Origin of the sequence: Pantoea sp. AG1095, from assembly GCF_003208415.1 — a bacterium.
Lineage (GTDB): Bacteria > Pseudomonadota > Gammaproteobacteria > Enterobacterales > Enterobacteriaceae > Pantoea > Pantoea leporis.
On sequence record NZ_QKMJ01000002.1, the window covers coordinates 434825 to 455943 of the forward strand.

Annotated in this window: 19 protein-coding genes and 1 tRNA gene; 12 read left to right on the forward strand and 8 right to left on the reverse strand. The window is 55.1% G+C overall.

Annotation, left to right across the window (positions count from 1 at the left end):
- Window positions 1-112 precede the first annotated feature (112 nt).
- Window positions 113-1534 (reverse strand): exodeoxyribonuclease I, encoded by a 1422-nt coding sequence (gene sbcB / locus DEU53_RS08570; RefSeq protein WP_110866679.1) that lies wholly within the window; start codon window positions 1532-1534, stop codon window positions 113-115.
- Between the two features lie 201 nt (window positions 1535-1735).
- On the opposite strand from sbcB, the gene dacD reads away from it, so the two are divergent.
- From dacD to tmaR, 3 genes are all read left to right on the forward strand, one after another.
- A complete protein-coding gene (gene dacD / locus DEU53_RS08575; protein ID WP_199559688.1) occupies window positions 1736-2902 on the forward strand; it encodes a serine-type D-Ala-D-Ala carboxypeptidase DacD in 1167 nt (388 codons plus the stop codon).
- Window positions 2903-3210: 308 nt separating this feature from the next.
- Complete coding sequence (locus tag DEU53_RS08580) at window positions 3211-4269, forward strand: FUSC family protein (RefSeq protein WP_110866681.1); 1059 nt, start codon at window positions 3211-3213, stop codon at window positions 4267-4269.
- Between the two features lie 161 nt (window positions 4270-4430).
- Complete coding sequence (gene tmaR, locus DEU53_RS08585; protein ID WP_008110563.1) at window positions 4431-4751, forward strand: PTS system regulator TmaR; 321 nt, start codon at window positions 4431-4433, stop codon at window positions 4749-4751.
- A gap of 84 nt (window positions 4752-4835) precedes the next feature.
- Here tmaR and DEU53_RS08590 read toward each other — a convergent pair whose 3' ends face one another.
- The 3 genes from DEU53_RS08590 to DEU53_RS08600 all read right to left on the reverse strand — a co-directional run bounded on the left by DEU53_RS08590 (window position 4836) and on the right by DEU53_RS08600 (window position 7780).
- Window positions 4836-5663 (reverse strand): glycosyltransferase family 8 protein, encoded by an 828-nt coding sequence (locus tag DEU53_RS08590; RefSeq protein ID WP_110866682.1) that lies wholly within the window; start codon window positions 5661-5663, stop codon window positions 4836-4838.
- 18 nt (window positions 5664-5681) lie between these two features.
- Window positions 5682-7064 carry a D-arabinono-1,4-lactone oxidase gene (locus DEU53_RS08595; protein ID WP_110866683.1) on the reverse strand — a complete coding sequence of 461 codons (1383 nt, stop codon included), beginning with the start codon at window positions 7062-7064 and terminating at the stop codon, window positions 5682-5684.
- 74 nt (window positions 7065-7138) lie between these two features.
- The gene (locus DEU53_RS08600) at window positions 7139-7780 is read right to left on the reverse strand and encodes a TetR family transcriptional regulator (protein ID WP_101763413.1); all 642 of its coding nucleotides are present in this window, start codon (window positions 7778-7780) and stop codon (window positions 7139-7141) included.
- Window positions 7781-7992: 212 nt separating this feature from the next.
- On the opposite strand from DEU53_RS08600, the gene DEU53_RS08605 reads away from it, so the two are divergent.
- From DEU53_RS08605 to DEU53_RS08625, 5 genes are all read left to right on the forward strand, one after another.
- Window positions 7993-8820 carry a MetQ/NlpA family ABC transporter substrate-binding protein gene (locus DEU53_RS08605; RefSeq protein WP_110866684.1) on the forward strand — a complete coding sequence of 276 codons (828 nt, stop codon included), beginning with the start codon at window positions 7993-7995 and terminating at the stop codon, window positions 8818-8820.
- Window positions 8821-8832: 12 nt separating this feature from the next.
- On the forward strand, window positions 8833-9963 hold the full coding sequence (locus tag DEU53_RS08610) for a methionine ABC transporter ATP-binding protein (RefSeq protein WP_110866685.1): 1131 nt from the start codon (window positions 8833-8835) through the stop codon (window positions 9961-9963).
- On the forward strand, window positions 9944-10600 hold the full coding sequence (locus DEU53_RS08615) for a methionine ABC transporter permease (protein WP_110866686.1): 657 nt from the start codon (window positions 9944-9946) through the stop codon (window positions 10598-10600). The genes DEU53_RS08610 and DEU53_RS08615 overlap by 20 nt, the downstream gene beginning before the upstream one ends.
- A gap of 97 nt (window positions 10601-10697) precedes the next feature.
- Window positions 10698-11897 carry a M20 family metallopeptidase gene (locus DEU53_RS08620; protein WP_110866687.1) on the forward strand — a complete coding sequence of 400 codons (1200 nt, stop codon included), beginning with the start codon at window positions 10698-10700 and terminating at the stop codon, window positions 11895-11897.
- 11 nt (window positions 11898-11908) lie between these two features.
- Window positions 11909-13213, forward strand: coding sequence for an NtaA/DmoA family FMN-dependent monooxygenase (locus tag DEU53_RS08625; protein WP_110866688.1), 1305 nt, complete (start codon window positions 11909-11911; stop codon window positions 13211-13213).
- Between the two features lie 64 nt (window positions 13214-13277).
- Here the strand turns inward: DEU53_RS08625 and DEU53_RS08630 are convergent, their stop codons facing one another.
- The 4 genes from DEU53_RS08630 to DEU53_RS08645 form a co-directional block, all read right to left on the reverse strand.
- The gene (locus DEU53_RS08630; protein ID WP_110866689.1) at window positions 13278-14300 is read right to left on the reverse strand and encodes a type II toxin-antitoxin system HipA family toxin; all 1023 of its coding nucleotides are present in this window, start codon (window positions 14298-14300) and stop codon (window positions 13278-13280) included.
- Window positions 14297-14608 carry a HipA N-terminal domain-containing protein gene (locus DEU53_RS08635; RefSeq protein WP_110866690.1) on the reverse strand — a complete coding sequence of 104 codons (312 nt, stop codon included), beginning with the start codon at window positions 14606-14608 and terminating at the stop codon, window positions 14297-14299. The genes DEU53_RS08630 and DEU53_RS08635 overlap by 4 nt, the downstream gene beginning before the upstream one ends.
- The gene (locus DEU53_RS08640) at window positions 14593-14925 is read right to left on the reverse strand and encodes a helix-turn-helix transcriptional regulator (RefSeq protein WP_110866699.1); all 333 of its coding nucleotides are present in this window, start codon (window positions 14923-14925) and stop codon (window positions 14593-14595) included. Before DEU53_RS08640 ends, DEU53_RS08635 begins: the two co-directional genes overlap by 16 nt.
- Before the next feature lie 244 nt (window positions 14926-15169).
- Window positions 15170-15245, reverse strand: a tRNA-Asn gene (locus DEU53_RS08645).
- 507 nt (window positions 15246-15752) lie between these two features.
- On the opposite strand from DEU53_RS08645, the gene DEU53_RS08650 reads away from it, so the two are divergent.
- The 4 genes from DEU53_RS08650 (at window position 15753) to nac (ending at window position 20728) form a co-directional block, all read left to right on the forward strand.
- Window positions 15753-16676 (forward strand): sugar ABC transporter substrate-binding protein, encoded by a 924-nt coding sequence (locus tag DEU53_RS08650; protein WP_110866691.1) that lies wholly within the window; start codon window positions 15753-15755, stop codon window positions 16674-16676.
- A gap of 33 nt (window positions 16677-16709) precedes the next feature.
- Window positions 16710-18194: a sugar ABC transporter ATP-binding protein gene (locus tag DEU53_RS08655; protein ID WP_101763420.1), complete on the forward strand. Its 1485-nt coding sequence runs from the start codon at window positions 16710-16712 to the stop codon at window positions 18192-18194.
- 14 nt (window positions 18195-18208) lie between these two features.
- On the forward strand, window positions 18209-19240 hold the full coding sequence (locus DEU53_RS08660) for an ABC transporter permease (RefSeq protein WP_101763421.1): 1032 nt from the start codon (window positions 18209-18211) through the stop codon (window positions 19238-19240).
- A 570-nt stretch (window positions 19241-19810) separates the two neighbouring features.
- Window positions 19811-20728, forward strand: a complete 918-nt coding sequence (gene nac, locus DEU53_RS08665; RefSeq protein ID WP_101763422.1) for a nitrogen assimilation transcriptional regulator NAC — start codon at window positions 19811-19813, stop codon at window positions 20726-20728.
- The last annotated feature ends 391 nt before the right edge of the window (window positions 20729-21119 follow it).

Consider the following 21119-nt stretch of genomic DNA (forward strand, 5'->3'; position numbering starts at 1 on the left):
GTCTCCCTATTCTGTGGAAGGGGGAACCGATCGAGCGCTCACGCCAGCATCTGGCAGCGTCTCCCTCTCCCTGTGGGAGAGGGCCGGGGTGAGGGCATCAAATCGCAGAGGACTACGACACCAGCTCCTGCGCATACAAATACAGCGCCTTCAGCTGCGCCATCTTCTCCGTATTTCCCTCATGCAAACTCGCCAGCGACTCCAGCTCCAACAGGAACGCCTGTACGCGCTCGGCATTCAGCGCTTCACGGCGATGCTGCAACCAGCGCTGCTGTTCGGCGTCATCCAGGGTACCGGGGAAGTTGCGCGCACGGTAGCGGAACAACAATTTAGCAATGCGCTTATCGTCGAAGGTCAAATCCAGCGCCGGTAAGTTCTGCGGCGGCGTCTGGCGGATGATATTCATGCCAGCGCGATCGGCATCGCTAAAGAAACCGTCATACAACTGCGCGTCAACATCATCTGACGGGGTAAACGGCTCGGCGTCGGCAAACAGCGCCACCACTTTCTCACGCACTTCCGCGTGGTCACGCAGCAGCTTGAGATTAGCGAGGCACTGCTGACGATCGATGTTGAGCCGCGCGGCATCTTCCGGACGCAGCGTGCTGGCGGGCGCCAGCACCGGACACTTATTAATGTGCACCAGCTTGATCGGCACCGCAGGCAGATCGCCCAAATCGCTGTGGCGGGTATATAAACGCTCGCGCAGTTCGTCAGATTCCAGCGTCAGCAGCGGCGACATATCACCGGCCAAATCGGCGACAATCAGCGCGTTACGGTTATCCGGATGCCACGCCAGCGGCACAATCCAGCTGGTGTTACCGCGCGCCGCACCGAACATGCCGGAGACGTGCACCAGCGGTTTCATCTGCGGGATATCAATCAGCGTCATCAGTTTCTGTTTGTTGCGATGGGTAAACAGAAACTCAAACAGCTTCGGCTGCTTCTCTTGCACCAGTTTTGCCATCGCCAGCGTGGCATAAACGTCGGACATCGCATCGTGCGCCTGTTCGTGCGCCACGCCGTTGGCTTTAGTGAGATGCTCCAGCTTGAAGCTGGGGAAGCCATCGTCATTCTCCGGCCACTCAATGCCTTCCGGACGCAGCGCGTAGCAGGCGCGCATCACATCCAGCAGATCCCAGCGCGAATTGCCGTTCTGCCAGCTCCAGCCATAGGGATCAAAGAAGTTGCGATAGAAGATATTGCGCGTCACTTCGTCATCAAAACGCACATTGTTGTAACCAATCACACAGGTTTGCGGCTCGCTAAACAGGCCGTGAATGCGTTCGGCAAACGCCGCCTCGGTCACGCCGCGCGCTTTGGCGGTTTGCGGCGTAATGCCGGTGATCATCACCGCTTCCGGCTGCGGCAGATAATCGTCGGCTGGCTGGCAATAAAATACCTGCGGTTCACCTACTGCATTGAATTCTTTATCGGTACGCAGGCCCGCGAACTGCGCCGGACGGTCCAGCGACGGGCTTTTACCGAAGGTTTCATAATCGTGGAATAAGAAGGTGAACTCAGAGGCGGGCACGGCGTTATCCTGGCAATGGAGAATCAACGCACAGGATAGTCGTCCATGGGTAGCAGTACAACCTCGATCATCCTCGCTGCGAGCAGGCGCGCAGCATTTATGCGCAGTTCATACTTTTTTTCAATTTATTCAGATCTGTAAGCGCTATTTGCCGTAAAACGTGCGGCGGTAAATTCATTTTTTGATTTTGAGGAAGAAGTGTTGAAAAGGCGTCTGCTGGTAACTGTATCTGGAATAATTATTTGGGCATCGTGGGCGCAGGCTGACGACAGCATGCCATTTCTCCTGACACCACCGCCGATTGATGCGGCTTCATGGGTGTTGATGGACGCCACCACCGGACAAATTCTCACCGCTGGCAATCCGGATGAAGAGCGTAACCCGGCCAGCCTGACCAAACTGATGACCGGCTATGTCGTGGATCGCGCTATCGATCAGAATAAAATCAGCCGCGATGACAAAGTCACTATCGGCAAAGATGCGTGGGGCGCAGGCAATCCGGTGTTCAAAGGCTCCTCGCTGATGTTCCTCAAGCCGGGCGATCAGGTCACTGTGCGCGATCTGATGCGCGGCGTGATCATCGATTCCGGCAACGATGCCTGCGTAGCGCTGGCGGATCACGTGGCCGGCAGCGAAAGCAGCTTCGTCACCATGATGAACAGCTACGTGCAGAAACTCGGCCTGTCGCACACCCATTTCGAAACCGTGCACGGCCTCGATGCGCCGGGCCAGCACACCACCGCACGCGATCTGGCGGTGCTGTCGCGCGCCATCATCAGCGGCGAGCCCGATTTCTACGCCATGTACGGGGAGAAAACCCTGACGTGGAACGGCATCACCCAAAACAACCGCAACGGCTTGCTGTGGGATCAAAATCTGCACGTCGATGGTCTTAAAACCGGCCACACCGAAAGCGCCGGTTTTAACATCATCGCCTCCAACGTCGTCGGACGTCATCGCCTGATTGCGGTGATCATGGGCGGCAAGAGCCCGAAAGGGCGTGAAGATCAGGCGCGCAAGCTGCTGGTGTGGGGCCAAAACAGCTTTGATACCGTGCAACTGTTCCACGCAGGCAAAAAAATCGGTAGCGAAAACGTCTGGTACGGCAATCCGCATAAGGTCGATGTCGGCACCACGCAGGATATCTATCTGTCGCTGCCGCGCACCGAAGTGGCCAACGTGATGGCGAAATACGTTATCGATCGCAAAGATCTGGAAGCGCCGCTGAAAGCGGGCGAGCAGATTGGCGAAATTCAGGTGATGGACAAAGATAAGCAGCTGGCCAGCTATCCGCTCTACGCGCTGCAAGCGGTGGAAGAGGCAGGCATCATTACGCGTATCAGCGATTACGTGAAACAGAAACTGTAATCTGTCGCGTATTTCCGCGTCATCGTCGTCGCCGTGATGCGGCGATGATGACACAATCGTTGTTGGCGTTGCAGACCAGAAAGGTGTGCTGGTGCGCGATGACGTGATTTTCTGATCGCCATTCATGACAACCGTTTTAATGCGCGCATTAAACCCACTGCGTTACATCAATGTTTCTATTGAGAAAACCTGATGTAACGTCCATGTTGTATTTCAGCAAAACCTGAAAAATAATTGCGTTCGACCCTGATGATGCAGCCGTCGCCAGGGTAACATAGCGCGCAAATTTTTAGCGTTCCCGGACAACCATGTTACGCGCTGACAAGCCCATCTCGCAGATTGAGTTCTGGTTCTACCGCCACTATCGCACCGTACACGGCGTGCGTATCGCTATCGCCTTTGTGCTGTGTTTCCTATTTGTGCGGCTCACCGACATTCCCGAAGGCACCTGGCCGCTGATTACGCTGGTGGTCGTGATGGGGCCGATTTCCACCTGGGGCAATGTGCTGCCGCGCGTGGTGCAGCGTATCAGCGGCACCTTTGCCGGACTGATTTCTGGCCTGATCGCGCTCAAGCTTGAGCTGTTTTCATTGCCGGTGATGCTGGTGTGGTGCGCCGTTGTGATGGTGGTCTGCGGCTATCTGACGCTGGGAAAACATCCCTACATGGCGCTGCTGATCGGCATTACGCTCGGCGTGGTGGTTGGCGCACCGGCCGGGGATTTCACCATCGCCATGTGGCGCGGGGGCGATGTGATTCTCGGTTCACTGATGGCGCTGCTGTTTAGCGCCATCTGGGCGCAGCGCGCCTACACCCATTGGCGCATCCAGTTGTCGGATGCGTTTATCGCCATGGCCAAACTGCATCACACCGGCTTCTCGGCCAATCTGCTGGAGAAGCCGCGGCTGAATAAACCTTTTCAGAAATTGCTGAGCAGCGTGATCAAAATGCGCGCGCTGCTGGAGCCGGCGAGTAAAGAGACGCGCATTCCGAAATCGGTGTTTGAGGCGATCCAGACCATCAATCGCAATCTGGTCAACACCATGCAGATGCAGATTGATGCATGGTGGTCGTCGCGTGAAAGCCACTTGATTATGCTCAACGCGCCTGCGCTGCGCCGCACCCAGCAGATGACCGAAGACACGCTAAATGCGCTGGCCACGCTGATGGTGAAAGGCGAAACCGAGCAGATCACCGCCAACAGCCACGCGCTCGAGGAGATCACCCAGGAACTGGAGCAGCTGATTGCTAATCGCAGCGGACGTTCCGAAACCACGGCGATTTACGGCTACGTCTGGCTGAGCCTCGAACAGGCGCGTCAGCTGGAGCGTATGACTGATTTAGTGCGTCTGGCGCTGCGTAAATAGTTTTCTCAGGCAAGGACTTAATGTGAATCACCCTTTCTTTGCGCTAAGATAAGCGCCAGTCCGAATTTAGCGGTGAGAATTGCAACCCTGGCGGCCAAGCCGCTAAGCTAAACGTTATGACTATTCCGCCTGCCGACGCAGGCCTCAAGAAAGGTGCCAACATGGAAAATGCCAAGCAATCATTTCAGGACGTACTGGAGTTTGTGCGTATGTTCCGTCGTAAAAACAAACTGCAGCGCGAAATCGTGGATAACGAGAAGAAAGTCCGTGATAACCAGAAACGTGTGCTGCTGCTGGACAACCTGAGTGAATACATCAAACCCGGCATGAGCATCGAGGCGGTGCAGGAAATTATCGCCAGCATGCGTGTGGACTATGAAGACCGCGTTGATGAGTACATCATCAAAAACGCTGACCTCTCCAAAGAGCGTCGCGAGCTGTCGAAGAAGTTGAAAGCGATGGGCGAGCCAAAAGCGCAATAAATCGTCTGGTCGCCATTTATGGCGATTTGGCCCGCACTAATGGGCAATTCATATGAAATAGCGCGACGAATCGCGCTGTTTTTTTTATTCCGCCGCTAACTCCCACCATAGCTTATCCAGCGCGTAGTAGCGGTCGCGTTCCGATTCAGGCTGATTCAAGTCGCGTTTCCACGGCTTCGCCAGAATAAAGTGCAGGTTCTTCACTTCATCTTCACGCCACATCTTACTGTGCTGGAACGGCAACGTTTTCAGCGCATTGTATTTGTACGAAAGCGGCAGCCAGCGATCCTCGAACACTTCATTAAGCAAATCCTGCTCGGAGAAGGGATAGCGGCGCAAATCGGTAATGCCCGCCACTTTTTCCTGCAGCCACGCAAACACCGCCAAATCCGGCTTCAGCACCAAAAAACCGCCGTTCAGATAGCAATCGAGCGTGGACGGTGCCGGTTCGCCGCGATCCTGCCAGGTATAGTGACAATTCTCTGGCTGCCAGCTGGCGGGATAACTGGCGATCTTATTGGGGTTGCAGCGACAGGCGTGGCACGCTGCCAGCGCATGCTTGCCCAGATCGAGCGTAAACAGCTCATCCATGTTGCGCAGCACCAACATATCGGCATCGAGAAATACCACGCGCTCACAATCAACCAGCTCCCACGCGCGCAGCTTGCTCCACACTTCACCGAACTGCGCCGAGGCGTAATGCTGCTCCAGTTCGGCTTTTGGCGTCAGCGGATCCACCGGATGGATCACACAGCCCAGCGCCTGCAACGCCTCACGCGTCTCCAGATCGATGGCGTCGGTGACCATGACAATCAGCGGCCAGCGGGTTTCGCTGCGCTTCAGCGAGCGGTGCAGCGCCTTCACGCCAATGAAATAGTCCGGCTGCGTTAACAGCGTTACCCATGCAAACATGGTTTCTCCCCTTCAAACTTAATCAAACAAAGCAGTGACATAGTCATTGCTAAAACGGCGTTGTGGATCGAGCTGGTCGCGCACCGCGCGGAAAGCGTCCCACTGCGGATAGATATCGCGCCACTGATAGCGCTGCGGATCGTAATATTTGCCCCAGTGCGGACGTCCGCCTTCGGCCGCCAGCAGCTTCTCGACTTCAGTGAGAAAATGCAGGCCATCCTGCGACAGCGAACCGTCATCAGCGTAATAGACCACAAAGCCAAAGAAGCAGGTGGCGTGCTGATACGCCGGGCTGAGCCAGCCTTCAGACGCGCCGGTACAGCGCAGAATGATCGGATAGTGCATGTGCGGATGATTCTCGGCATACCACGCTTTGATCTTGCTGATAATCTGCGGCGTTTTCTCCAGCGGCACGCCGATCTCGACGTTGATCTGCGGCACGGCAATGCCGCGACAAAATAGCTGATAGATATCGCCGCTGATGTCGGTGAAATCGCGGAAGCGCGTCACGGTGCGGAACTGTTTGCCGCCTTTGCCGTGAATCTGCGTATCGCGATGCATCTGCGCCAGCGTCTGGTCGATGGTGTCATTCAGGCTGCTGTCGGTGTCATCGCCATGCTCAATCACCTCGCGCTGATTGGCGTGCCATGCCTGCGAATCTTCAGCGCTGGCTTCGTGCGCGTTCCACACGTGCATCAGGTTGTCATCGACAAACCACCAGGCTTTGCTCATCTCATACTGCTGGTTCCATTCGATCAGATCGTTCTCCAGCGTATCGGCGGAGACGGCGAATTTGTGGCAGGTAAACAGGCGGAAAGGGCGGGTGCGCAGCGTCACGGCCGTCACAATGCCCAGGGTGCCGAGCGAAACCTGTGCGGCAGCGAAATCGGGCTCACCGCGCACAAATTCACGCACGCTGCCGTCAGCCAACACTATGCGGATGCGCAGCGCTTCATCGGCGATGGAGCTTTGTGCTAAACCCTGGCCGTGCGTGCCGGTGGCCATTGCGCCCGCCAGCGTCTGCACCGCAATCACGCCCGGCGACGAGGCCAGCATGCGATCCATCTCGGTTAGGGTGCTGTAAACCTGCTCCAGCGGCGTACCGGCGGCAAAGGTGACGCTCTCTTCGTCTTGGGCGATCACGCCGTTGAACGCGCTGAGATCCAGCAGCAAATCCTGCTCATCAACGCCCAGCATGCGGCCCGGCGACAAGCGGTTGCCCAGCACGCGCACTTTACCGCTGGCGGTGCGCAGCAGTTGTTGCAACTCCGCTTCAGTTTGCGGCTGATGTAGCTGACTACGCTGACCAACCACCGAGTTTTGCGCCCAGTTCCACAGTGCGCTGTCCCGATCGGTATTCTGCGTATGGCGTAAGGGATAAAGGTGGGGATCTTTGTTCACTACGGCGTTCCTTAGTCTGTGGTCTGTGACGGTCCCAAATTTAAAAGCGTAGACCATCAGCGCGCAGCCGCAGCCTACGGGGCTTTGCGCACATAACGCAGCGTGGCGGTGACGGCTAACTGGCGGTTGCGACGGATGCTGTCTTCCTCGCTATCGTTCGGCGTGAACAGCGTGTGAAAGGTGTAGCGATTGGAGACGTGATGCACACAAATGCTGCTCAGCAAGCGGTGCACATCCACGGTATCCAGCCCAGCAATAAACAGCCCTTGCTGCTGGCCGCGCGTCAGAATGTCATCCAGCACATCGAGTGCACTTTTGTTCAGCGCCTTGATGCGTTCGGATTGCATGATGTAGCGCCCGCGCAGCAGGTTTTCGGTACACACCAGCCGCATAAAATCCGGATGCGAGACGTGGTAATCAAAGCTGGCTTCCACCAGTTTTGTCATCGCCAGTTCCGGTGCCATCTCGGCGAGATTAAGGCCGGTTTCATGCTGGCGAATCGCCTGATACACCTGCTCCAGCACCTCAATATAGAGCTGCTCTTTATTGCCAAAGTGATACACCACCATGCGTTTAGTGGTTTGCGCGTGCTCAGCGATCTGCTCCAGCCGCGCGCCCTGCATACCGAACTCGGCGAACATTTTCAGCGCACCAGCAAGGATGCGTTTCTTGAGCCCTTCAGGGTCATTTTTTCGTTTAGGTGTGGTGTCCGACATAGCGCTCAGTAACAAGTCCATCAAAAGGGGGAGGATAGCACAGCCATTTCTCGCGTGTGGCGATGCGAGCGGCGCCGCGGCTTTATGCTTTTCAGGAATAGCATTCCTGAATAAATCATAATGCAGGAATAAGCAACTGCGTATACTGCGGTCATCTGTCGTTACGACAGCTAATTTTGACTCGCGCAATTATAACGATTAGGAAGCACTTTATGCACACACGTCTGTCATCAGTAAAAAATAAATTCCTGTTAACAGCTGGCGCCTTGCTGCTGGCCAGCGCGGCGTTGTCGCCGCTGTCCATTGCGCACGCGGCGGATAAAACCTCGGTAAAAGTCGGTATTATGAGCGGCGAAGATGAAGACGTCTGGCGCGAAGTGATCAAGCAGGCGGCGGCGAAAGGCTTAACGGTGAAAACCGTGATATTCAACGATTACAACCAGCCGAACGAAGCGCTGCAAAACGGCGAAGTAGATGCCAACGCCTTCCAGCATCAGCCGTTCCTCAATAACCAAATCAAGGTCAATCACTACGACATCGTACGCGTCGGCGATACCGCCGTGTGGCCGATTGGTCTCTACTCGAAGAAAGTCAAAAGCGCCAAAGCGCTGAAAGAGGGCGCGGTCATTGGCGTGCCAAACGATCCCTCTAACGAAGCGCGCGGTCTGGTGCTGCTTGAGCAACAAGGCCTGATCAAACTGAAGCCGGGCGTCGGCATCGCGGCCACCACCGCGGATATCACCGCCAATCCGCATCACCTGAAAATCAAAGAGCTGGATTCCGGCATCATCGGCCGCTCCGTTCCTGACCTGGATGCCGCCGTCGTCAACACCGATTGGGCGTTGAAAAGTGGCCTGACCGCCGCAGACCGCATTGCGCAAGAGCCGGTAAAAGATAACCCGTACAACAACTTTATTGCGGTGAAGAAAGAGAACGTCAGCGCGCCGTGGGTGAAAACGCTGGTGGCTTCTTATCAGAACGATGCCGTGAAGACCGTGTTTGACAAGGTCTACAAAGGCACGGGCGAAACGGCCTGGTAAGGAACGATAAAGATGACGTTATTCTCAGCAGCCGAAACGCCCTTTACCGCCGTGAAACGCGGCGTGGCGGAAAGTGCCCATGACGAGGCGCAGGTGAAGTTTCGCGATAGCGGCAGCGTGGTGCGCCTGCAAGGCGTGTCACGTCGCTTTGGACAAACCCAGGCGCTGCGCGATATCTCGTTGACGGTGCAGAAAGGCGAAATCCTTGGCCTGATTGGGCGCAGCGGCGCGGGGAAATCCACGCTGATCCGCTGTCTCAACGGGCTGGAACAACCTGATGAAGGCGTCATTGAAATCGAAGGCCGTAACATCACCGGCCTGTCGGAAAAACAGCTGCAAACGGTGCGCAGCCGCGTTGGCATGGTGTTCCAGCACTTCAATCTGTTATCAGCAAAAACGGTGGCGCAGAACGTCGCGCTGCCGCTGAAAATCGCCGGCATGGATAAAGCGCAACGCCAGCAGCGCGTGGCGGAACTGCTGGCGCTGGTGGGATTGGCGGACAAAGCACAAAGCTATCCGGCAGCGTTATCCGGCGGTCAAAAACAGCGGGTTGGCATTGCCCGCGCGCTGGCGGCCAGCCCGGCGCTGCTGCTGTGCGACGAAGCCACCTCGGCGCTCGATCCGGAAACCACGCGCTCAATTCTGGCGCTGCTCAAATCCCTGAATCAAAAACTCGGCATCACCATTTTGCTGATTACCCATGAGATGGAAGTGATCAAATCCGTGGCGCATCGCGTGGCGGTGATTGATGCCGGTGAAATCATTGAACAAGGTCCGGTTTGGCAGGTGTTTGCGCATCCCAACTCGCAATTGACGCGCACGCTGCTGCGCGGTTTGCTACCGCAGCTGCCGGAAAATATTGCTGCGCGCCTCAGCGATGACAAGCAAGGCGACGCCATCTACAGCGTGCATTTTGCCGGTGACGATGCGCAGGGCGATCTGCTCACCCGCTTTGCCAGCGCGCTGCCGGGCAAGTTCCGCCTGCTGCAGGGCGGCATCGATCACATCCAGCACTACGCGGTGGTGCGTTTCTTTATTGCGCTCCCGGCAGCCAACGCGGCCGACGAGCAATATATTCTCAGCTGGCTGCACGCGCAGCAGGCGCAAGTGGAGTTAGTGGGTTATGTCGCCAGTCATGATTGATCTTTTACTCAATGCGTTAGGCGAAACGGTTTTAATGACGGTGATTTCCGGCCTGTTTTCGCTGGTGGCCGGCTTGCCGCTCGGCCTGATTCTGGTGATGACCAGCCCCGGCGGCATCGCCGAACATCGCGGCGTGAATCGCGTGCTGGGCCTGATCATCAACAGCTTCCGCTCGCTGCCGTTCATTATTCTGCTGGTGGCGTTGATTCCCTTTACCCGTTTTCTGGTCGGCACCCCGCTCGGCACCTGGGCCGCGATTGTACCGCTGTCGATCACCGCCACGCCGTACTTCGCGCGCGTTGCGGAAGTGTCGCTGCGTGATGTCGATCGCGGCCTGATTGATGCGGTGCGCGCCATGGGCGCCAGCAAGCTGCGCATTGTCTGGGACGTGCTGATCCCGGAAGCGCTGCCCGGCATTTTGTCGGGATTTGTGGTTACGCTGGTGGCGCTAATTGGTGCTTCGGCCATGGCCGGCGCGATTGGCGCAGGCGGACTGGGCGATCTGGCGATCCGTTATGGCTATCAGCGCTTTGAAACCTCAGTGATGATCGCGGTGATCGCGGTGCTGATTGTGCTGGTGTGCGGCATTCAGTGGCTCGGCGACCGGTTAGTGCAGCGTATTGATAAGCGCCATTGATTATCACTGTTGCGCGATAAATCGCGCCGCTACGAATATCTGCATCTAAGGTAGCGGCGCAATCTATTGCGCATTGTTTTGCCAAAGGAGAATGCTCATGTCGCTGAATCCACTTCAGCTCACGCTCGAAAACAGCCTCGAACAACACAGCGCTGCTTATCTCAAGGTATCGCAGGCGATATTCCAAAATCCCGAAACCGGCAATAACGAATATTTCGCCAGCGAGCAACTCACGCAACTACTCAGCGCTGAGGGCTTTGCGGTCACGCGCAACGTCGCCGGACATGAAACGGCGTTCTACGCGGTAAAGGCCAGCGACAAACCGGGCCCCACCATCGCTTTTCTCGCGGAATATGACGCGCTGATCGGCATCGGTCACGCCTGCGGTCATAACCTGATTGGCACCACCAGCGTGGCGGCGGCCATCACGCTATCGCAGGTACTGGATCAAACCGGTGGACGCGTGGTGGTGTTAGGCACGCCAGCGGAAGAGGGCGGATTAGCCGGACCGGGCGGACCCAAAGGCAACGTGAAAAAGCGCTTTGTCGAAGCCGGCTACCTCAAAGATGTCGACGTGGCGCTGATGGTGCATCCTTCGGGCAAAACCCGCCTGACTGAATCCACGCTCGCCAATAATCATCTCTATTTCCACTTCTACGGCAAGCCGTCGCACGCCGCCAGCGCGCCGCATGAAGGGATCAACGCACTGGATGCGCTGGTGCTGCTCTACAACGGCATCAGCGTGTTGCGTCAGCAACTGCCGGATGGCGTGCGCGTGCACGGCATTATCACCAACGGCGGCCAGGCCCCGAACGTGATCCCGGAATACGCCTCCGCGCATTACTACATCCGCGCGGACAGCCGCGAAGTGGTGGAATCCCTTGAGCCGCGTCTGCGTGCCATTGCTGAAGGCGTGGCGCTGGCGACCGGCGCGCGCGTCGAGATTGACCATCAGATTGGCCCGCGCGATTTCAAACTCAACTCAGCGCTGGATGCCTTGCTGCTGGAAGAGTTCACCGCGGCAGGCGAACAGGTTGATCTCTCGCCGCAGAAAAACAAAGTCTCCACCGATGCTGGCGACATCAGCCACGCGGTGCCGACGGCGCATCCGTGGCTGAAAATCGGCCATGACGATCTGATTTTCCATACCGTGCCATTCCGTGAAGCGGCCAACTCTGAGCGCGGTTATCAGGCGCTGCTGATTGGCGCGCGCGTGCTGGCTCGCACCGGCTTACGTCTGCTGACCGATGCGGACGCCTTAAACCATGTCAAAGCGGATTTCGCGCGACAACCATAAAGGAGAGTGTTGTGTCGCAAACCTATCGCAGAAAACTTAAAACGCTGGTCGGCGCCAGCAGTGTGATTTCCGCCGCCAATGACAGCCAGACCGGCGTGGGCATCACGCGCGCCATCGAACTGGCGAAAATTGCCGAGCGCGAAAAAATCACCGGCCTGTTCACCGCCGATTTGCTGCAGGCCGATGCGGCCGGATTAGCGGGCACCACCGGCACGCAAGATCCGCTGATTGCGCTTGCGGCATTGAGCCAGGTCACTTCGCACATCGGTTTAATCGCTACCGTCAGCACTAGCTGGCTGCATCCGTATAATCTGGCGCGTCAGGTCGGCACGCTCGATCACATCAGCGGCGGCCGCGCGGGCTGGAACGCGGTAACTTCCTCGGTTGGCGAGGAGAACTTCGGTGAGAGCCAGCTGCCGCCACCGCAGGAGCGCTACGCGCGCGCCACTGAATTTATTGAAGTGATGAACGCGCTGTATGACGCCAACGAACGCGCGGCAGTGCAGCGCACCGCCAGCGGCGGTATTCGTCTCGACCACAGCAAACTGCATCCGATTCACTATCGCGGCGACTATTTTCAGGTGGCGGGACCGCTTAACGTGCCGCCGCCGCCACAGCGCCGTCCGGTACAGTTCCAGGCGGGCCAATCCGACGCGGGCGTCACGCTCGGCGCACGTTATGCCGAGGTGATTTACACCTCGCAGCCCACGTTTGATGCCGCGCAAACCTTCGTGGCTGATGTGCAGCAGCGGGCGCGTCGTTTTGGCCGCGAACATCATCCGCCGCTAATCATGAATTCGTTCCACGCCATCATTGGCGACAGCGACGCCGATGTGGCGCGCCGTCTGCGCGATAAGCATGAACGCATCAACTATGAACAGGGCAGATTACGCGTGGCCGATATGCTGGGCGGCGAGGTGGATCTGCGCGATGTGCCGCTCGACCAACCGCTGCCCGCCGCGTTAATTCCCGAACTGGCGCAGGTGCATCGTCGTCAGGGGCGCGCCGCCATTTTCCGTGGCTATGCGCTGGAAGGATTAACCCTGCGCGAGCTGATCATCAAAGCCGAAGAGACCGGCCACTGGTTTGTTGCCGGTACGCCAGAAACCCTGGCCGATGCCATCGAACAGCGCTACCGCGCCGGCGTGCTGGATGTGATTTCGCTGCATGGACTCGGCCAGCCCGATCAGCAGGATTTGCTGCTCAACGGCCTGCTGCCAGAACTGCGTCGCCGCCAGCTGATCGATAACGATTATGTCGGCAACGATTTCCGCAGCAGTCTGGAGCTGGCTCCGCTGCCAAACGCTATCGATTAACCTAAACCAGGTGCGCGCTTATGCGCACATGGTTGGCGGTCACCATACGAAGCGCTTATTCAAGTTAAAGCTCAGTCACTGCAAGCAAGGTTATCCGCCGCGCAACATAGTCGAGGACAGTTTTTCGCTGCGCTTCTGGCATGTGACTTTCAGTGTAGGTATCAATAATCAGCTGATGGTTACTGATAATTTCGCTTAGCCATTTTTTGGCCAAAGCGGGATGAATATCCATACCTTGCGCGAGCAGAATAAAATCCGCTCCCAGATATTCCCCGTAAATGGAGTTAATTCCCGGAGCGCTTTCCGCATCATTTTCTTCCCGCTCCAGAAGTGGCAACGCTAAATATTCTTTAAACGCCGCAGGGTAGGGAACGACGCTGATAAAGTCATAGACTGGAGCCAAATAAGGCGCTCCTTTTTCAGGAAGGATGATGCCGATATTGCGCAGATGAAAATCATTATTGCCTAATACATAGGCATAGATGATGCGTAAAAAGAGATCTCGCTTACTCTTTAAGCTGCTACTTACCGAATGATTGAGAAATTTAGCGGCTTTCTCGTAACTCGTGGCCTTTTTATTGTCTACATAGCCATATTTATCGCCGAGGCCCATCGCGCCATCCAACTGCTCCTGATGCAATCTGCCTTTATCAGTCCCTATCCGGTCATATCTCTTGATGACAAAAGCGAGTTCATCTGGCCGGTTATCATCATGCTTAAACTGCATAAGTCCAAAGGATGGAACGTCAAATTTCAGGCGTTGCATCAGACACATCGTTGCATGCTCATTTTCTGCCAGGTGCGGGTACTCCTCTGGTGAGGGTTTTAGAATATAGGTACCGTCGTTGCTGACCACATGCAACTCTCCTGCTTCCAGGCGGAGAGAGAGCTTGGGTTGATAGCCTGAAATGCTCATCCCTTTCTGGCGCTCAGGGAGTTCCTGAATAAACTGGCTACGGGTGAACGGCAAGCTCAGGGACACTTGCAAACTACCCAGTAAATGTTTAATGCCTTGTGTCGAATAGCCCGTATTCAACTCGGATTCTTTCAGCAGGTTTAAATTTATCAGGCAGCGTTCTGGGTTCATTGAGTTATCTCTTTAAGTACGACGGCACCAAGCAAGTCGTCACCATTCTGCATCAGTAAACCGAACAGATCTTTGTCGTCAATTTTCTGAATTTCAGAATATCGTTTACGCAACCATCCTTCTGGTGCTAATCCCTTGAAGAATGGATGAAGCTCTTCACTAAAGTAAGGCTCCGACCTCACTGGCATGCTAAGAGATATTGCTGGCCCGCGATAATTGGGCTGATAGCAGAAAGCAAAACCTCTTTCTACTTCACTCAATGTTCCTACAGGATGGTGGTATAGCCACACCGCTATTTTTCGAGCCATACTTTTATTCCGAGCTCTTTAAGCAATGCATGGAGATTAATTGCCTTTGCCGATGATGGTTTGGCAATCATTCGTTTAAACGTCGAGATTGAAACGCCAATTTGCAAAGCCATCTCTTCATAAGTGATATTTTGTTGCTTGAGTTCACGCGTCATGATCTGCGGCAAAAGCGAAAATTCCAGAGCGTTGAGAGCGCGTATGTCGTTCGGAGCACATTGAGTTGAAGATTGAATGTTCAACGCCCACTCTTCCAACACGCACTGTCGATCTGATTCAGAGAGCTTGTTAAGTTCAGATTTGATGTCATCTAGGTTCATTTTTGACACTGCTGCGCCTTTGCTAGCCTGCATTTTACGATATGACTCAACTATAAAGCCTTAAGGTTCATTTTTGAACCTATTAACTATTTTATCGCCAAATCCATGCAGTGACGTTAGAGATGAGATTGAAAAGTGTCATTAATGACACTTGATAAAGCTGCGGAATTGAGTGAGCGGAGATTTGGATATATACAGGAAAGCAAGAAGCCCGCTTAGTTTCCTAAGCGGGCTTCTTTGAATTTGGCTCCTCTGACTGGACTCGAACCAGTGACATACGGATTAACAGTCCGCCGTTCTACCGACTGAACTACAGAGGAATCGTGTGAACGAGGCGCATATTAGCGATGCCGATCCCCGTTGTCAAAGCCCGACTGCACACTTTTGGTTTAAGTGCGCGTAAAAGCAGCGGAATGCTGCTTTTCTACCTTGAATGATCAGATTCTAAACTGCCAGCAAGATCTCACTTTAAACGCAATTCCTTTGAGATGTTAGATGCATGTCAAAGTTTTGTTATTTGCCGATTTTAAAACAATCATTTCAGTGCTTTTATGATGAAAGTTTCAAATGCAAGTTAGATGAAATAAATGAACTGCTAATCATCACCGGCGAAATGAGTTGTGTCATCTGAAACGGCATTTCGAAAATAACTGGCTGATTAGTAGCAAGTTACACAGAAAAGATGCAGTAAACCGATAGCGTTAGACCAGAAGCCTTACCTCTACAACCACAAAAAAAACGCCAGCGACGTTGGGTGAATGTAAAAGATATTTTTCATTCGCGGTCTCAGCCAACCTGAGCATGTTAACGAATAAGAAGGGTTACCCATGAAATTCAAAAAAGCGTTATTAACTTCCCTGTTAGTTTGCATGTTACCTGCCGCCGTGATGGCAAAAGATCTTCAGGTAGGCGTTTCTATGGCGCTGTTTGATGACAACTTCCTCACTATTCTGCGCAACGCAATGCAGAAAGAGATGCAAAAAGACAACATCAAAGGCCAGGTTGAAGACGCCAAAGGCGACGTGGCACAGCAGCTGCAGCAGGTGCAGAACTTCATTGGTCAGGGCGTTGACGCCATCATCGTTAACCCCGTGGATACCAACGCGGTGAAACCGCTGGTGGATGCCGCAGCGAAAGCCGGCGTGCCGCTGGTGTTCGTCAACCGTAAACCGGCAGGCGAGTTGAAAGACAAAATGGCGTTTGTCGGTTCGGATTCTGAACTGGCGGGCCGTCTGCAGATGGAAGCGCTGGCTAAAAAGATGAACGGCAAAGGCAACGTGGCGATTCTGCTGGGTGACCTGGCTAACGAATCCACCCGTGAACGCACCAAAGGTGTGGAAGCGGTGGTCGCCAAATATCCGGGCATTAAAGTTGTGCAGAAACAGACCGCCAAATTCACCCGTAATGATGCGGTGGACGTGGTGAGTAACTGGCTGACCGCGGGCGATGACATTCAGGCGATTGCCTCTAACAACGATGAAATGGCAATCGGTGCGCTGCAGGCGCTGGGTAAAAACCCGAATCACATCCTGGTAGCGGGTGTGGATGGGACGCCGGACGCACTGCAGATGATCAAGAACGACAAAATGGTCGCCACGGTCTTCCAGGATGCGAAAGGTCAGGGCGAAGGCGCGGTACAAACGGCGGTCAAGCTGATTAATGGCGAGAAAGTGCAGAAAGTGGTCGATATCCCGTTCCAGCTGATTACCAAAGATAACTACGAAAAATTCGCCAGTCAGAATCAGAAATAAACCGTAACCGACTTAGCCGTACGGAGGTGATGTATGACCGCTTTTGCGCTTGAAGCCGAAGGCATCAGCAAGTTCTTCCCCGGAGTGAAGGCACTCGACAATGTCTCACTGCGTATTAAACCGGGGTCGGTACATGCCCTGATGGGTGAAAATGGCGCGGGCAAATCCACTTTAATGAAATGCCTTATCGGGATGTATCGTCCCGATAAGGGCACCATTCGCATTAAAGGGGAGCCGGTGCAGTTTCAGGACACCATGGATGCGCTGCGTTCCGGCATCTCCATGATTCACCAGGAACTCAATCTGGTGCCTTACATGACCGTGGCCGAGAATATCTGGCTCGGCCGCGAACCGATGAAGTACGGCTTTGTTGACCACGGTAAGCTGAACAAACAGACGCAGGAACTGCTGAACAAACTCAATATCCGTTTGAAAGCCGATCGTCTGGTCGGCGAGTTGAGTATTGCGTCGCAGCAGATGGTGGAAATCGCCAAAGCGGTGTCATGGAATTCGGACATCGTGATTATGGATGAACCGACCTCGGCACTGACGGAAACCGAAGTGGCGCACCTGTTCACCATCATCCGCGACCTGCGTGAGCAGGGCAAAGCCATCATCTATATCAGCCATAAGATGGATGAGATTTTCACCATTACCGATGAGATCAGTATTTTCCGTGACGGATCGTGGGTCGGCAGCAACAGCACCAGCGAATACACGCGTCAGTCACTGATTACGCAAATGGTGGGCCGTGAATTAACCCAGCTGTTCCCGAAATTTAACGGTGAAATCGGTGGGGATGTGCTGACGGTGCGCAATCTCACCTGCAAAGATCGCTTCACCGACATCAACTTCACGGTGCGCAAGGGCGAAATCCTCGGCGTAGCGGGATTGGTGGGTGCCGGACGCAGCGAAGTGATGGAAAGCCTGTTCGGCATGGAGAGTTTCGACAGCGGTGAAATCCTGATTGATGGCGTGCCGGTCAAGATCGATTCGCCGTCAACGGCGATTGAGAAGGGCATGGCGTTCCTGACCGAAGACCGTAAAAAGTCGGGGCTGTTTCTGGTGTTGTCGGTGATGGAGAACATGAGCATCGTCAACATGCCGGATTACACCCATAAAAGCGGTTTTGTCAGCCACATCAAAATGGCGCAGGACTGCATGGATCAGATTCGCAAGCTGAACATTAAAACCCCCACCATGGATCAGATCATCAATAACCTCAGCGGCGGTAACCAGCAGAAGGTGCTGATTGCCCGCTGGCTGCTGGCGCAACCGAAGATCCTGATTCTTGACGAACCCACGCGCGGTATCGACGTGGGGGCAAAAGCAGAGATTTATCGCTTGATCAGTGAACTGGCGAATCGCGGCGTGGCCATCATTATGGTGTCGTCCGAACTGCCAGAAATTCTCGGCATGAGCGACCGCGTGATGGTTATGCACGGCGGACGTATAACCGGCATCCTCGATAAAGAAGAGGCCAATCAGGAATCCATTTTGTCGTTGGCATCCGAGTGAGGCGTGAGACACCTATGAGTAACGTAAAAATTACGGCCCCGCAGGCCGCAGAACAGAGTTCTTTCTTTGGCAACCTGCGTCACAAGCTGCCAAAAGACACCGGGATTTTTGTCGTGATGGTGGGCATTGCCCTGATTTTTGAAATTGCCGGTTGGTATGTACGTGACCAATCTTTCCTGATGAACACCAACCGCCTGGTGCTGATTATTCTGCAGGTGGCGATCATCGGCATCATCGCGGTGGGCGTGACCCAGGTCATCATCACCACCGGTATTGACCTGTCATCCGGTTCGGTTATCGCCCTCACCGCGGTGGTAGCGGCCAGTCTGGCGCAAACTTCAGACAGCCTGTCGCCGATGTATCCCTCGCTGGTAAACCTGCCTGCGGTGATTCCCATCGTCGCCGGGATTGGCGTAGGGCTGCTGTGCGGCGTAATGAACGGCGTGCTGATCACCAAAACCGGTATTCCGCCGTTCATCGCCACGCTTGGCATGATGGTGTCGGCACGCGGTCTGGCGCAGTACTACACGCAGGGTAACCCGATTAGCTTCCTGTCAGATGGCTTCACCTCCATCGGCCAGGGCGCGATGCCGGTAATCATCTTCCTGGTGGTGGCGTTCCTGTTCCATATCGCACTGAAACACACCCGCTACGGCAAATATGTCTACGCGATTGGCGGCAACATGACCTCCGCCAAAGTGTCCGGTATCAACGTTAATAAGTACCTGATCATTGTCTACACCATCGCCGGTGCGCTCTCTGGCCTGGCGGGTGTGGTGCTGGCGGCGCGCGTCAGTAGCGGCCAGTCCAGCATGGGGATGGCGTACGAACTGGATGCCATCGCCGCTGCGGTTATCGGCGGCAGCAGCCTGATGGGCGGCGTCGGTCGCATCACCGGTACGCTGATTGGTGCAGTGATCCTTGGCCTGATCAAGAGCGGCTTCACCTTTGTCGGTGTCGATGCCTACGTGCAGGACATCATCAAAGGCATCATCATCGTCGCAGCGGTTTCTATTGATATGCATCGCAACCGTAAAAAACGCTAATACGCTTCATACTTCACGCTGTAGCGGCGTTGGCTGCGAAAATTCCCCCCGGTCACATAGTGAACTATGCTCCCGGGGCTGAATTTTCTTGCCGCCTTGCTACAGCGCGAATTATTTTGCGTAGTGACATTGTGCACGGTCGGTTCCCTCTCCCGCGCGCGGGAGAGGGTTAGGGTGAGGGACAACGCTGCACCGCCCCCCACATAAGTTTTCCAACTGGCTAGCCCCATACTCCCTGTTCGTTTTTGTTCCATTCCCGCCGTTTCTGTTCACTTTCTGTGTTTTCTGCACCAAACCAGCTCATCCGGTCATCACTTTTTTGCACGCCTGACTCGCATTTTCTGCCCCACGGCGGTGCATGTTGTTCAACGCTTACGCAAATCACGTCATCGCCCACGCTTATTAACTCCTTCGAGGTAATCACAAACGCTTATTTTCCGTACCGTTAGGAAAAATCTGGCAACGCAATTTTGCATCGCGAACAAACCTGGCCTGCATATTGCAACTTCATTCCCACAAGCCAGCAGGCTGAAACACCCAACTGGGTATTCGGGGATTGACGGAGGCAACATGAATTTAAGACGACTCAAATATTTTGTAAAAATCGTCGATATCGGCAGCCTGACTCAGGCAGCAGAAGTGCTGCACATCGCGCAGCCTGCGCTTAGCCAGCAGGTGGCGACGCTGGAAAATGAACTCGATCAGCAATTGCTGATCCGCACCAAGCGCGGCGTAACGCCCACTGAAGCCGGAAAAATTTTGTATGCCCACGCTCGCACCATTCTGCGCCAGTGTGAACAGGCGCAAACGGCGGTGATCAACGCCGGCCAGGCACTGAACGGCCAGGTTTCGATTGGTTTAGCGCCGGGCACCGCCGCATCTTCGCTCACCATGCCGCTGCTGCACACGGTGCGTGAGCAGTTCCCGGATGTGCTGGTGTATCTGCATGAAAACAGCGGCACCTCGCTCAATGAAAAAGTGATGAACGGCCAGCTGGATATGGCAGTGCTGTACGACCGTGCGCCAACGGCGGGCATCAACAGCATTCCCTTAATGAAAGAAGAGCTCTATCTGGTGGGCGCAACGGCGTGCCCGGGTGCGACGGTCGATCTGGCCGATGTGGCGCAGATGAGCCTGTTCCTGCCGCGCGATTACAGTGCGGTGCGTAAACGTGTCGATGAAGCGTTCTCGCTGCGCCGTCTGAGCGCGCGCATCATTGGCGAAATTGAATCCATTTCGACGCTGACGGCGGCGGTGTCCAGCGGCATGGGCGTGACGGTGCTGCCAGAATCTGCAGCGCGGGCGCTAGTGAGTTCAACCCATGCGTGGATGGCGCGCATTAACAGTCCGTCACTCAATCTGCCGCTGTCGCTGAACATCTCGGCGCGTCTGCCGCTGTCGCCATCGGCGCAGGCCGTGAAGAATATTTTGCTGTCGCTGCTGAATAAGCCAGCGGTAGAGGACCGTGAATTGATGCTGGTGGGATGAGTTAAGCGCACTTTTTCCCTCACCCTAACCCTCTCCCATCAATGGGAGAGGGGACCGATCCCGCCGATATTAGCCAAATAAATCACCTCACCAACCAACCGCTCGATCAACTCCCTCGCCCGCTTGCGGGAGCGGGGACCGATCCCGCCTATATTAGCCAAATAAATCACCTCACCAACCAACCGCTCGATCAGCTCCCTCGACTGCTTGCGGGAGCGGGGACCGATCCAGCGCATATTTAGCCACAATGATCACCTCACCAACCAACCGCTCGATCAGCTCCCTCGCCCGCTTGCGGGTGTACAGTCCGGGGACATGGTAGACAGGTGTTCGGGGACATGGTGAACACTTTTTAACATCCTTTACCCATGGTGATCGACTTTTTCTTCAG